Here is a 14,399-nt window from a genome sequence, read left to right on the forward strand (position 1 = left end):
CCTTATTTGATGTGTTAATTTAATTTGTTAAGCGTTGGGTAAGCTGAGTTTTTGATTGCATCAATGCTTTTAACAAATGGCCTTAACTGCTGAAATTGAGCTGGCAAAGTCGAAATCGCTTGCTTGGCTTCTGCGCTTGTTGCGTAGTCTCCGTACAAAACTGAGAACCACTTAGTACCGTTTACAACTTTGTAGTTTTCCCAAATTGGCTGACCGTTCTGTGGCAGCTTATTTGCAAACTGATCGACTTTCGCTTGGCTACCCACAGCTGCGACTTGAATGGTATAGCCGAATCGTTGAATGCCAGCTTGCTTTTTACTTGGTGGTACGATCTTAACTGGCTTCGCCTGCTCTTTTGGCGTTAGCTTGACTACTTTCTTCTCTTCAGGCTTTGCCGTCATTTTCACAACAGTTGGTTGTACGTCTTTTTCTACTACAGCGTTTTCAGACGCCATAATTGGTTTAGAGATACGATCTGATTTGTAGTCCTCTCGGTAACTTTCTGAGGTCACATCCGTGATGTAAGTTTCAGATGCACAAGCAGAAAGCAGAACTGACAAGCCGATGATTGCGATTTTTTTCATGAAGTAACAAATGCTCTGGATAAATATTACGATAAATCATGCCGATAGCAGGGCCGTTTATCAAGCATCAAATACAATAATCTGTGATTTTGATGTGATGAATAACACAAACTCCATAAGCATCGTACACATTTTCTGCAATGTCTGGTCTGAAGATGTTTTATCAGTAAATTATTCGTTTATGATTGATATGAAACCGAGAAGCCAACGTGACTTACAAACGGCCAGGAGTCAGCATGAATAAATTACATAAACTCTTTAAACCCAACTCTGTGGCCGTTATTGGGGCATCTCAAAAAGCATTGCGAGCAGGACATGTTGTGATACGCAACCTTCTACAAAGTGGATTTGGTGGCGCGATTATGCCAGTAACGCCGCGATATAAAGCCGTATCTGGCGTGATCGCTTACCCTGATGTAGCTTCCCTGCCCTATACGCCAGATATTGCAATTTTGTGTACGAACGTTTCACGTAACGAGCAATTGCTTAAAGAGCTAGATGAGAGAGGCACACCGTTTGCGATTGTTATCTCTGATGACCCTAATCCTTTAGATATCTCATCATTGAACATTCGAGTCTTAGGCCCAAACAGCTTAGGTATCATCCTTCCTTGGCACAATTTTAACTGCACGTTTTCCCCTGTTGCAGCTAAACCCGGAAAAATTGCTTTCATCTCACAATCCGCGGCGGTTTGTACCACGGTTTTAGACTGGGCAAATGATAAGAACATTGGTTTTTCTTCGTTCATTTCGATTGGGCGCGGACAAGATATCGATTTTGCAGATTTGCTCGACTATTTGAGTATGGATGGAAACACTGAAGCTATTCTGCTTTATGTTGATAATATCCAAGACGCTCGCCGATTTATGTCTGCTGCGCGCGCCGCTTCACGTAACCGACGTATATTGGTGCTAAAAGCGGGCCGCTCTAAAGAGATGAATACTTTTGAGCAGCAAGACGGAGATACACTTGACGTAATTTACGATTCTGCTATTCGCAGAACTGGTATGTTACGAGTCAGCAATACGCATGAGCTTTTTGCCGCGGTAGAAACACTCACGCATTCTGTGCCACTTCGTGGAGAGCGTTTAGCGATCATCACCAATGGCGGCGGCCCTGCTGTTATGTCCGTTGATACTTTGATTGAACGTGGTGGCCAACTCGCAACGCTTGATGACGCTTCCATTGAGCAATTACAAGCAGTACTTCCATCCAACTGGCGTGCTCGAAATCCAATTGATCTGTCTGGTGACGCAACCCAAAAACGCTATATTGATACCATTAACGCGCTGATGAATAACGACTGTGCAGATGCGATATTGATTATGCATAGTCCTTCTGCTGTTTCTGATCCTCTTGAAACTGCTCAAGTCGTTATTAATGCCATCAAATCTCACCCTCGGCATAAGCATTTTAATATCTTGACCAACTGGTCAGGAGAACAAACGTCGAGAGAAGCGCGACTGGCCTTTACTCAAGCAGGCATTCCAACCTATAGAACACCTGAAAGTTCGGTTGTAGCATACATGCACTTGGTCGAATACAGACGAAACCAGAAACAACTAATGGAAACGCCAACGACGGCAGAGCCATTACATTCTGGAAGTGTGAGTTCAGCAAAAGAATGGGTAAACGAACGACTACTGGATAAAAACACAGTCACCTTGGATACGCATCAAACCAGCCCATTATTTAAGCTGTTCGGGTTTAACGTTTTGCCTACGTGGATTGCATCTGACGACATTGAAGCTGTTCATATGGCAGAAAATATTGGATACCCTGTTGCGGTTAAATTACGTTCTCCAGACATTCCTCATAAATCGGATGTTCACGGTGTCGCTCTAAATTTAAGAAACAGTCGAGAAGTTTCCAACGCAGCGCTATCCATTTTAGATACCGTAAAGCTCAGTTACCCTTCCGCCAATGTACATGGGCTGTTGGTACAAGGGATGGCAAAGCTCGGCAGCGCTGAAGAGCTACGGGTTAGTATTGCAGTAGATAAAGTCTTTGGACCAGTGATCTTGCTTGGTCAAGGCGGCTCTGAGTGGAATATCGCCCAAGATGCCGTCGCTGCACTTCCTCCTTTGAACATGACGCTTGCGCGCTACCTTGTCGTTGTTGCCCTAAAGTCTGGAAAGATTCGCCTGCAGAAACACAAAGATGCGCTCGATATTACTGAGTTGTCGAAGTTCTTGGTTCGTATCTCCCAAATGGCAGTTGAGTTACCAGAAATACAAAAACTGGATATCCATCCAGTGCTAGTGTCCGGAAGCGATTTAACTATCCTTGATGCAGATGTCACACTGTGTAAGTACGAAGGAGACGCCCAAAAACGGCTAGCGATTCGCCCTTTCCCGGCAGAGTTTGTCGAAACGGTGACGCTTCGAGATGGCCAACCTATCCTGCTTCGCCCTATCTTGCCTGAGGATGAGCCGCTGCATGCTCAATTCATTAATAGCGTATCGAAAGAAGATCTCTATAAGCGATTCTTTTCTGAAGTTGGAGAGTTCAACCATGAGGCTTTGGCAAACTTTACTCAAATAGACTACGACCGCGAAATGGCGTTTGTTGCGGTAGCGTTTAATACTGACGGACCGTCTATCATAGGGGTAGCCCGCGCATTGATTACACCAGACAATAGTGACGCTGAGTTTGCTATTTTGGTTCGTTCAGATTTGAAAGGAAAAGGTTTAGGCAAAGTGCTGATGCAGAAAATAATCAGCTATTGCAAAATTAAAGGCACAAAGCAAATGTCTGGAATGACCATGCCAACAAACAGAGGAATGTTGATGTTGGCTCAGAACTTGGGGTTTGAGATCGATGTCCAGTTTGCAGACGGTACGGCAGATATGGTGCTCCCTTTAAATTGAAAAGCGCAGCATTAGCGATGACTTTTACTTCTTACATTCGATAATCAATGGGAATCTAAGAAGTAAAAGTTACGTTGTTACTTTAGTTTCCAATTCTTTTTTAAGTACTGAATACACCAGGATTTTGCCTCACCCATAGTGTTCCGGCGCCATGCCAAAATAATATCCATCGGCTGTTCTTCAGTGCCTTCGATTCGTTTCAATACACCACTATCAATAAGAGGTTGTGCAATTTGGCTTGGTAATGTACCAATGCCTAAACCTGCAGTTAGCGCTTCTACTTTTGCCGTAAAGTTGGTGACGGTCAAGCGAGGCTGTTTTTGAATGATATTAATTGAGAGCGCTGGTTGCTCACGTGCGGTATCTGCAATAGCAATAATCCGATACTTTTCTCGCGCTGCTTCATCAAACTTACCACTACGCTTGTGAACATAGTGATCAGCGGAAGCTACCCAATACATACTCATTTTACCAATTTTTTCTGACTTAACTTCTTGAGGAAGCGTATCCAGTGATGGGCAAATCAGTAAATCAGCTCTCCCCGTATTCAACGACTCCCAGCTACCAGCCAGAATCTCCTCTTGCAGCCTGACTCGAGTTGAGCTGACCTCGGCCAGCGCATCAACCATCGGGAAAAAGTTGGATATAGGAATAATGCCATCGAAGGCAATGGTAATATCCAGTTCCCAGCCATTCGCCAATAACGTTGCATCGTTCACTAACTTTTCACTGGCTTGTAAAATGGCTCTTCCTCTTTCAAGAATAAGCTTACCTGCTTCAGTAAAATGGGCTTTGTGACCAGAGCGATCGAAGATAATAATGTCTAAGTCTTGCTCGAGTTTCTGGATTTGATAGCTCAGCGATGACGGGGCTCTGTCTAACTCATTCGCAGCAGCAGCAAAACTCCCTCTTCGATCAATAGCATCTAGAATATGGAGTGCTTCTAACGTAATTGGACTCTGCACATGGCCTCTCTTAATGTGATATTCATCACATTCGTTGTATTTGGATGAACTTATCAAGAACTAACGACAAATAATATAACATATTGATAACTAAAGACTAGGAATGCTCATAGCCTAAGAAGAAGATTCAATACAAATCAATAAATGACAATGGTAATGATAGTAATTACCATTTAGATCCATTAATATCCGCGTGTTGTTACCTATTATGGATCTAAGGTATTGAAGCCAATGTATAAAAAATCAATTTTGTCAGCCTCCATTTTAGTTGCCCTTTCCCATACTGCTTATGCGGAAGAAGCTTCTAAGTTTGAAGAAGTCGTTGTGTCGGCCACCCGTACCAACCAAACCATAAACACTGTTGCTGCTTCTGTTGCTGTTGTATCAGAGAAAGACATCGAAGAAAACATGGTAAAGGACTTGAATGATCTATTCGAGTATACGCCAGGTGTTACTGTTAATGGCACTCAACGCCAAGGCGTCCAAAGTATTAACATTCGCGGGATGGAAGGTAAACGAGTTAAAATCTTAGTAGACGGTGCATCTCAACCAGGTGTATTCAGCGGTGGACCATATTCGTTTATCAATTCTAGTGCCGTTACTGTCGACCCCGATATGCTAAAGAGTGTCGAAATTGTTAAAGGAGCAGCTTCTAGCCTACATGGTAGTGATGCAATTGGCGGTGTTGTCGCATTCGAAACAAAAGATCCGAAGGATTTCCTCAAAGATGGTAAAGACTTTGGTGGTCAAGCTAAACTCTCTTATTCATCGGAAGATAACTCTTTTAGTGAGCATGTAGCTTTAGCAAAGCGTTTCGGTAATACAGAAGCACTTATAGCCTTTACACGCCGTGATGGTGCAGAGCTACAAAATTTCTCTAAGGCGCCTTACGATAACTATTCTGTGGACAACCAAGATTATTACAAAAACGATCTATTGGTAAAACTTCAATCTCAATTGAATGACGCTCATCGCTTGGAGTTCTTGGGAGAAGTTATTTACAACGAGACTGACTCAGAGATCGCACATAAAAGTTACAAAAACTTCAACGCTGAAGACACAACCAAGCAAAATCGCATTGGGCTCAAGCACATTTGGTTTGCAGATGCAGCTATCTCGGATACGATCACGTCCAAGCTTACATGGATTGGTAAAGAAGAAAACGGCGTGTCTAATCGCTTTATCGAAGCCAGCCCAGGTTACCCACCTTACGTACCGCCTAGTGGTGACAACCAACAGAAAAAAGATTACGAATATACTGAAGACAAATTTGAATTCGAAACTCAGTTAGATAAAGAGATTCAAAATCACTATATTGTTTACGGAATATCGTACAAACATAGTGACATCAGTAATACCAATCGCGAGTTTAATTCCGATCCTGGCACGCCAGATACTGTTTACGTTTACACACCGGATGCAAAAGAAGAAAGCTTTGGTTTATTCTTGCAAGATGAAATTTCGCTTCTTAATGACAAGCTAATTCTGACTCCAGGTGTGCGTTACGATTACTTCTCTACTAATCCTTCAAATACTTCTGAAGAGTCATTCGAGAAGTTTAGCGACTCTGCATTAACTGGTCGTTTAGGAGCAACTTACTCTGTATCGCAACCTGGCACGATCTTCGCGCAAGTGAGCCAAGGGTTCCGAGCGCCATCGTTCGACGAGCTTTACTACACCTACGATAATCCGGCTCATGGCTATACCAACCGCCCTAACCCAAATTTGGGATCTGAAAAGAGTTTGTCTTATGAACTTGGTTACCGTCATAACACTGCAGCGTCTGCAACTGAAGTAGCGTTCTACTACAGTGATTACAGTGACTTTATTGAGCAAACGTCATCAAACAATGGTGGTTTAACTGAATTCACAAATATCAATATTAGTGAAGCAAACATTAAAGGGGTTGAGCTCTCTAACCGTCTTGATTGGCATGCCATTGCTGGTCTTCCATCAGGCGTGACAACTCGCTTTGTTGCAGCATACACAGAAGGTGAAGATGGTGATGGTAATCCTTTGAACAGTGTAAACCCATGGAATGCCGTAGCTGCTGTAAATTACGATTCACCAAATGCACTTTGGGGGACAAGCCTAAAAGTAAACTACACGGCTAAGAAATCGAACAGTGATATCAACTCTGATGGTGATAAAGGCGGAATCAAAGACCAAGTTGCTTTGCCGTCTGCGACAGTCGTTGACTTAACGGCGTACTACAAACCAATGAAAGATATAACCATTCGTGCTGGTGTTATGAATCTAACGAATGAAGAATACCATCTTTGGAACGATGTTCGCGGTAAGACTGAGTTAAGTCGAGACAAAACGCAAGCTGAGCGTAATTACAACATTAGTGTTAAATACGAGTTCTAAACCTTAAAAACACAAAAGCCAGCGTAATGCTGGCTTTTTTATGGCTTTCATTTCAAAAATGTAAAGAAAAGTATGAAAAATGAAAGTTTACTGTTTTGCCATCTCTTTTTTCACCATTACTGCTGCTGCAATGATGAAAGTGATGATCAGACCGAGTTCCATGAACTACCCCAATAGCTACGAGAAAATTTATAACCCAAATTAAGAGTCGGGCATAGTTTAACAGCTCTATATATACTTGCTACCTTTTAACCAGTAATTTACGATTTTTTCCGATTTGGATCAAAAAAGACGCAATTATGCGCCTTTTTGTTACTATTATGTAAATTAAAGATTAGGCATCTGGATAACCTTGAGGGTTAGTAGACTGCCAGCGCCATGTATCGCCAGTCATTTCTTCTAGAGTACGAGTTGCTTTCCAACCTAACTCATTCATCGCTTTTGATGGATCCGCCCAACACTCTGCAATATCACCTGGACGACGCTCAACAAGTTGGTATGGGACATCTTTACCACTTGCGGCTTCAAATGCTTTCACCATGTCCAGTACACTGTAGCCGTTACCAGTACCGAGGTTATAGATATGAAGGCCAGCTTTGCTACCTACTTTTTCTAATGCAGCAACGTGACCATCGGATAAGTCCATTACATGAATATAATCACGTACGCCTGTGCCATCTTTGGTCGGATAATCACTACCAAACACAGAAAGGAACTCTCTGCGCCCTACCGCAACTTGAGAAACAAACGGCATTAAGTTGTTGGGAATACCTTGAGGATCTTCACCTAGCTCGCCTGTTGGATGTGAACCTACCGGGTTAAAGTAACGAAGAAGTGTAATGCTCCAGTCAGGGTTCGCATTTTGGAAGTCGGTTAAACACTCTTCTACCATTAATTTGCTGCGCCCATATGGGTTAGTTGCGCTAGTTGGAAAGTCCTCAGTGATGGGTACAGATGCAGGATCACCGTATACAGTCGCTGATGAACTAAATACCAACGATTTAACTCCGGCTTCACGCATTGCATCAACCAATACTAACGTGCCATTAACGTTGTTGTCGTAATACTCTAGAGGTTTTGCTACAGACTCACCGACGGCCTTTAAACCTGCAAAATGGATAACAGCTTCAATATTGTGCGACTTTAGTGCTTCTACCATCGCTAATTTGTCTCTGATATCGGCTTGAATGAAGGTTGGCTTTACACCACATACCTTTTCAATTCGATCTAATACCGTAGATTTACTGTTGTACAGGTTGTCTAGAATTACTGGCGTCATGCCAGCTTCGATCATTTGAATACACGTATGACTACCGATATAACCCATACCACCCGTAACGAGTACTTTCATTTTATTATTCCTTCTGACGCGAATCGGGTTAGTTTAAAGCTTTGACGTTACGATTTAAACTGTCTCTTGTAATTCGCATCCCATTAATATTGCTTGGCCTTTCCCGGCTTTCTTTGCTTGATACATTGCCGTATCCGCACTTTTTAAAACTCGAGTAGCATCGCGCTCATTTACGCCGACTAATTTTACGCCGATACTAACGCCAACTTTGAGTAAGTGACCTTTGTACTCAATTGGAGCACATATGCTCTCGAGCAACTGTTCTGCTATTCGGGTGACCACTTTTTGATTGGCGGGATTAACCAACATGACAAATTCATCACCAGAAAGTCTTGCGATTAAATCACTATGTCTCGTCGCAGATGTTAGACGCTCGGAAACTTTTTTCAAAACTTCATCACCTGCATCATGACCGTAGGTATCGTTAACTTCTTTAAATCCATCCAGATCGAGGTACAAAACTGCAAATTCGTCACGCAAGTATCCAGAGCGTTGTACTAGTTGTTCCAACTCTAAATGGAACTTAGATCGATTTGCTAACCCCGTTAAAGCATCGTGATGAGCTAAATGCTCCAATCGTTCCATCTCTTTTGCGCCGGAAAGGTCGGTAAGAACAATAACCAGATCATAGAAACCATAGTCTTCACACTTAACGATACGATTGACTCGAGCAAACATCGGTACAAACTGACCAATATGGTTCTTCTCGATAACTTCACCTTGCCAAACGCCATAATTTTCTATCGACTCGATGATACTAGGCATCATTTCCTGTAACTTGCGCCACTTTAGCGTTTGGATGAATGACTTCCCAATAAGCTGATCCACCTCTAAGCCGACTAACTTAGTGACGGCAGGGTTTGCCATCGTAATGACACCGCGATGATTAAGAACAATGAGACCATCTTGGCTGCTTTCAAAAACGCGTCCCGCAACACGTTGCCGGTTTATGGCTTCTTCAATTTCGGTGATATCTTGAATCGAAAACAGTAAGTATTCATGTGTCGAGAGGCGACGACTGGTTAGGCTCAACTGCTGTTCGTTATCTGCATTTTTGAGGTGAATATCATCGCACTCTAGGCCTCGACTCAGGATCTGACTCAGCTCATTCGGTGTTTTGGTTTTAATTAGATCACGAATATTGGCGTATTTAAGCTCATCTAATTTTTTTTGAAATATTTGCTGGGTCGCCGTATTACAATGAATAACACGTCCGGAATTGTCGGTAATAACTAATGCATGCTGAACAGATTCGATAACCTCTTCTGAAAATGCGCGCTTTTGTTCTAGTGTGTCTAGTGAATGTTGCCGCTGCTTCTCACGTACTGTTAACCTGTTCATCATTTGATTGAAAGATCTCGCGAGCTCTCCAATTTCATCGTTGGCGTAATAGCGTGCTTGATTTTCCGTGCTTCGTCCGTGTGTCACATTCTCTATTACGCGGCTAAGCTCCATAACGGGCTTGAGAACAAGCCTCTCGATACTTATGTAAAAAACAGTGCCACCAGCGATCAGAAACAGAAGAAGTAAAGCGCCATCTTGAAGTAAAGATTGTATGGCTTCTACAATTGGGCGATGAGAAAGCGTAACTCTCATGCTACCAATGACATAGCCATCATGGATAATCGGCTCTAGAACATAAAGAAATTTGGTTGATAAGGCATAGCCTAGAGCGTGCAACCTACTTCTTTCGGTTTGACTTGGAACGGGTGCTAGTGCCCCACTTATCTCCATAACAGCGAATGGTTGGTCATCTTGGTCATAAAGTTTGACCCGCGTTACATTTGGCTGGTTTAAAAAGTTGGCGAGAATAGTTTGAGCTTTTTGCTTGTCCTTTGTTGTCAGCGCATCTTTAATTGAGAAAGAAACATTGTTAATCAGCTTTCTTGTCTGCTCGACCAGTTCATGCTTAGACGATTGGTATACAGTATACGAGGTGTAACCTTTTGAGATAACAAAGATAGCCGTTAAAAAGACCAGAAGAGGCCAAATAAGCTTCGCTCGTAATGACATATATATTCCTGTCGCAGACAACCACAAAAATGACAGAAGAACCATTATGCAATCTATCACCCATGAAGGGCGACAAGATTAACACGATGCTAATGCAAAATAACCTTAAATTCTCAAAAATTGGATGGAAAAGAAACGAAATACCTTAAAATTCGGATCAACTCAAATAACGGCAACATCTTTATGGACTAACGTGATCTTTTTCGTCAGCTATCTGCTCAAAAAGCTTCGTTTTCATGATAGAAGAATGAAGTGAGTCACTGAACCTAGATGCATTTTCCTGCATCGTAAACCCCTTGCTTGTGTAGAAATAAAACGTATGACATTGAATAAACAGCAACTTACATTGAACTGTGATATGGGCGAGAGCTTTGGCTCTTGGAGTATGGGCGCAGATGAAGACGTGATGCCCCATGTTGATATGGCGAACATCGCGTGTGGTTTTCATGCCTCCGACCCTAATGTCATGCACGACACTATCACCCTAGCGAATGACAACGATGTTGATATTGGCGCACATCCAGGTTACGCCGACCTACAAGGCTTTGGCAGACGAAGCATAAGCATGACGGGTGATGAAATTACGAACATGGTTATATATCAGGTTGGTGCTTTACAAGCATTATGCCGGGCGCAATACACAAACATCAGTTACATAAAACCTCATGGCGCTCTATACAACGACATGATGAAAAGTGATGCGATATTTAGAGCGGTAGTAAAGGCGGCAGCACTGTTCAAAGTACCGTTAATGATCCTAGCTTCACAGGAAAACGAAAAATACTTAGAAATCGCAGACGATTATGATGTTCCCTTGCTATTTGAAGCATTTGCAGATCGTTTATACCAAGATGACGGCTTACTGACTCCTAGAACACAGCACAATGCCGTGTTAAAAAGCGAGCACGCGATACTTGAGCAAGTCCGGACCTTAGCTGACTCTGGGCGTGTCAAAACCGCTTCAGGCGGTTACATATTATTGGAAGCCGACACAATTTGTGTTCATGGTGACAATGAAGAGTCGATCGCGCTGATCCAAAAGATCCGCCAAAGCCTATACGCTGGAGGAAATTAATGCATAAAGAGAAATTTAATATCTCTTTGATCTCCGAGTGCAGTATTTTCATTAAGTTTGATGAGAGTATTTCTGAAAATGCAGTCGGAGAGCTTGCTCGCAGCATAAGAGAAACTTTCGCTTCAATTGTTATGAACGTTGTCCCCTCCTATCAAACTATTCTCATTGATTACTTACCTTTTCGAATCAACGAAAAGAACTTAGTCAATGAGCTGCAACAAATCGTGAGCCAGTTTGATACTCAATCACTTAAGCTTTCCCAGCCGAATCACATTACTATCCCTGTATATTACTCTGAAGAAACCGCGTTAGATCTATCTCGTTTTCAAAAGCGAGGTCTGTCATTAGACGATCTTATTACCCTGCATACGAAAACCGAGTACGCGGTTTCTGCAATTGGCTTTGCTCCAGGCTTTGCATTTCTCTCTGACGTTGATACTCAATTGCACATGGCAAGGCTTGCCACACCAAGAACTCAAGTGCCGGCCGGAAGTGTAGGAATCGCAGACTCTAAAACGGCCGTCTATCCATCAGATAGTCCTGGCGGATGGAACATTATTGGTAAAAGCCCGCTTGCGCTCTTCTCCGACTCTCCTCCTTTTATACCGTTTGAAGTGGGTGACAAGGTCACCTTTAATGCTATTTCAAAACAAGAGTTTATCGATTTAGGAGGCGTACTATGAGTTACGGTGGATTACTGGTGGAAAAGCCAGGACCGCTCTCTTTAGTTCAAGACTTTGGTCGTTTTGGCTTAGCGCATGTCGGTGTGACTCAAGGTGGCCCGGTCGACGACTATGCTTACAGTTGGGCCAACCATTTGCTTGGTAACGTAGTCAATTGCGTTGCAATTGAAATTACTCTGGGTAACGCTTGTTTTATTGCATTGCATAACTGCCACCTTGCTATATGTGGCGGTGATTTAAATGCAAAAATAGATGGTGAACCTATTTCAAATTGGTCTGACTTTACGTTGAAAAAAGGACAGAAGCTTCAGTTCGGAGTCGCAAGGAATGGACTTCGCTCCTACCTAGCGGTTAAAGGTGGGTTCAATGTTGCTCAGCACTTAGGAAGCGCATCGACCGTCTTGCGAGAATCTCTAGGTGGTTATGATTCAAATGGTGGCGCTTTGAAAGCTGGCGATATTCTTCCCTTTGTCCCTCATAACTTACCGAAACGTAAACCAAGGCAAATGACGTTTCGCTTTAAGCCAGATTACAACTTACCCATTAAGTTGAGAGTGATTGAAGGCTATCAGAACGAGGACTTTGATGAAGACACTCGCCAAGCATTTTACAACAAAGCATTCATCATCTCCCCCAATTCGAATCGCATGGGCTACCGTCTTGAGGGCAATAACATTCATCCACCTTACGAAGGCGTCCTATCAGAGGGAATTGCATTAGGTTCAATTCAAGTACCTAGCGATGGTAACCCTATTGTGCTGCTCAACGATCACCAGACTATTGGCGGGTATCCTAAATTTGGCTGCGTAGCTCGTATTGACTTACCTAGACTGGCACAGGCGAAACCCGGACAAAAAGTCAATTTTGTGAAAGGAGATAGACTAGGCTTGCAAGAAGTATGGTGCCAATGGGCTCAGTTTTTTGGGTATTAATACAACCACTGAGCCCAAACACAGCCGATTATGCAGGCATACCATAACGCACTGCTAAAGCTTGTGGATAGCCTCGCTCTTGAGTGAGTTTAATCGCGTACTGCTCGACCTCTTGTTCAGACCACTTTACAGCGACCGGATGCTGTGTTTCCACATTTTGGTTAGGATCGATGTCAAACCAGAATTGAAGCATTTTTTGCGCTGCGAGTAGTGTCGATGACGCTTTTACCACCTCTATTCTCGCGTAGTGGTTATCTTCAAAAGTCACATCTGCCGCTCTGAGTACTGGATCTGTGCCGGGAATTTGCTGAGCGCCAAATAATGCTTTTCCTCCTTTTACAGCAGAGTGATAGTCGGGAATGAACTGTGCCATGTGTTTGATGGCGTTGTTCGTTCGCTCTTCTAACACTTCTTCTCTCCAGCCGTTACGGATCTTCGAGAGTAAAGGCATAGGCAGTTCAGGTTGAGCAGATGAGTTCGTGCTCTCCACTAAACCATCTTCAAACAGCGTGATTCCTTTTGTCATACCATGAAGTTGAAAGTAACCATCGCCATAAGGCGTCAATTGAGCCATTCCTTTATCGGTTCCACGCGGGCCATGAAAAATAACTTCTGGCCATTGTTGTTGACAGTCTGCCCACCTCGTAACGTAAGCGGCTTTAAACTCCACCAACCTGTCTCGCTTGGCACCAACTGTGTTGTCAATTGAGCCTGTTTCAAAGCCACACGCGTTAACCAAGTAGTCGCATGTCATAAGGTAATCGATACCTTCACGTTCATAGCCAAGTTGCCAGTGTTCCCCCATCCAATCGGCTTGCTTAAACGTTGCTTGTGTGAAGACCGAAGCATTAGGAAGCGTATCTAGTGTTAAGTTGGCAATTGCAGCGAGGCGAAAAACACTCCAACCATATTCTTGAACTGCGACAACAGGATACTTTAGCGCTTCAAGATCAGCATGTTGAGCAAAAGGAATACACCACTCATCGAAGTTTGTAGGATGACTTGGTTGAGTACGTTGCGCGAGAGCTTCTAGCTCCGCTTTTGAATACAGTTTGTAGTATTCGCTTGGTTCGCCGAGCACTTTATTACTCTCATCTTTATCAACGAGCGTTTGATAAGCACTTTTCACAACCTCTAATCGCGGAATTAGTGTGGATGGGTCTCCACCATCGGAATGAGGAACCGCGATGATTGTCGGACGAATATTCAGTGAAAGCGGATACAGGCGAACAGTATCAATAGATTGTGCTAACAAGTCTAAGCATTGTCGCTCGGAAATCTCTCGATATAAATTACCACCAGCATGCAAATGACAAATGGGTGGACCATTTACTAGTGATACGCCCTTCTCTATTACGGAAACTTTAAAACCCAGCTCCGCAAAATGAATTGCTGCTGTTGCACCTGCTACACCGCCACCAACAACAGCGATATGCTTATCTTTATAACTTGGAAACTCAGACTTCATTGCTTCACTAAAAATTTTATAAGGAAAATTCTTTACTAACGGTGAATTCTACTCGTGTTTGGACTTGATTAAAATCACAAAAAGTTCA

At 43.0% G+C, this 14,399-nt stretch carries 10 protein-coding genes; 5 read left to right on the plus strand and 5 right to left on the minus strand.

Going from position 1 to position 14,399, the window contains the following annotated elements:
- Window positions 1-14 precede the first annotated feature (14 nt).
- Complete coding sequence (locus R7190_RS12730; RefSeq protein WP_005390018.1) at window positions 15-584, minus strand: SPOR domain-containing protein; 570 nt, start codon at window positions 582-584, stop codon at window positions 15-17.
- A 236-nt stretch (window positions 585-820) separates the two neighbouring features.
- Here R7190_RS12730 and R7190_RS12735 point away from each other — a divergent pair, with 236 nt between their 5' ends.
- The gene (locus R7190_RS12735) at window positions 821-3,454 is read left to right on the plus strand and encodes a bifunctional acetate--CoA ligase family protein/GNAT family N-acetyltransferase (protein ID WP_186585306.1); all 2,634 of its coding nucleotides are present in this window, start codon (window positions 821-823) and stop codon (window positions 3,452-3,454) included.
- Window positions 3,455-3,531: 77 nt separating this feature from the next.
- On the opposite strand, the gene R7190_RS12740 is transcribed toward R7190_RS12735, so the two are convergent.
- Window positions 3,532-4,419 (minus strand): LysR family transcriptional regulator, encoded by an 888-nt coding sequence (locus R7190_RS12740; RefSeq protein WP_017634152.1) that lies wholly within the window; start codon window positions 4,417-4,419, stop codon window positions 3,532-3,534.
- Window positions 4,420-4,650: 231 nt separating this feature from the next.
- Here R7190_RS12740 and R7190_RS12745 point away from each other — a divergent pair, with 231 nt between their 5' ends.
- Complete coding sequence (locus R7190_RS12745; RefSeq protein WP_053303617.1) at window positions 4,651-6,789, plus strand: TonB-dependent hemoglobin/transferrin/lactoferrin family receptor; 2,139 nt, start codon at window positions 4,651-4,653, stop codon at window positions 6,787-6,789.
- A 334-nt stretch (window positions 6,790-7,123) separates the two neighbouring features.
- On the opposite strand, the gene galE is transcribed toward R7190_RS12745, so the two are convergent.
- Window positions 7,124-8,140, minus strand: coding sequence for a UDP-glucose 4-epimerase GalE (gene galE, locus R7190_RS12750; RefSeq protein ID WP_005386320.1), 1,017 nt, complete (start codon window positions 8,138-8,140; stop codon window positions 7,124-7,126).
- 54 nt (window positions 8,141-8,194) lie between these two features.
- Window positions 8,195-10,153, minus strand: coding sequence for a diguanylate cyclase domain-containing protein (locus tag R7190_RS12755; protein ID WP_186585309.1), 1,959 nt, complete (start codon window positions 10,151-10,153; stop codon window positions 8,195-8,197).
- 319 nt (window positions 10,154-10,472) lie between these two features.
- Between R7190_RS12755 and R7190_RS12760 the strand changes: the two genes are divergently transcribed.
- From R7190_RS12760 to R7190_RS12770, 3 genes are read left to right on the plus strand one after another with little or no spacing between them, the layout of a single operon-like run.
- Entirely contained in the window at window positions 10,473-11,228 is a 756-nt protein-coding gene (locus R7190_RS12760) for a 5-oxoprolinase subunit PxpA (protein WP_186585310.1), read from the plus strand.
- Entirely contained in the window at window positions 11,228-11,911 is a 684-nt protein-coding gene (locus R7190_RS12765) for a 5-oxoprolinase subunit B family protein (protein ID WP_005386313.1), read from the plus strand. Before R7190_RS12760 ends, R7190_RS12765 begins: the two co-directional genes overlap by 1 nt.
- Complete coding sequence (locus R7190_RS12770) at window positions 11,908-12,843, plus strand: biotin-dependent carboxyltransferase family protein (RefSeq protein ID WP_186585311.1); 936 nt, start codon at window positions 11,908-11,910, stop codon at window positions 12,841-12,843. Before R7190_RS12765 ends, R7190_RS12770 begins: the two co-directional genes overlap by 4 nt.
- A 28-nt stretch (window positions 12,844-12,871) precedes the next feature.
- Here the strand turns inward: R7190_RS12770 and R7190_RS12775 are convergent, their stop codons facing one another.
- Window positions 12,872-14,311, minus strand: a complete 1,440-nt coding sequence (locus tag R7190_RS12775; RefSeq protein WP_186585312.1) for an FAD-dependent oxidoreductase — start codon at window positions 14,309-14,311, stop codon at window positions 12,872-12,874.
- Window positions 14,312-14,399 lie beyond the last annotated feature (88 nt).

The organism is Vibrio sp. 1078-1, from assembly GCF_033340475.1.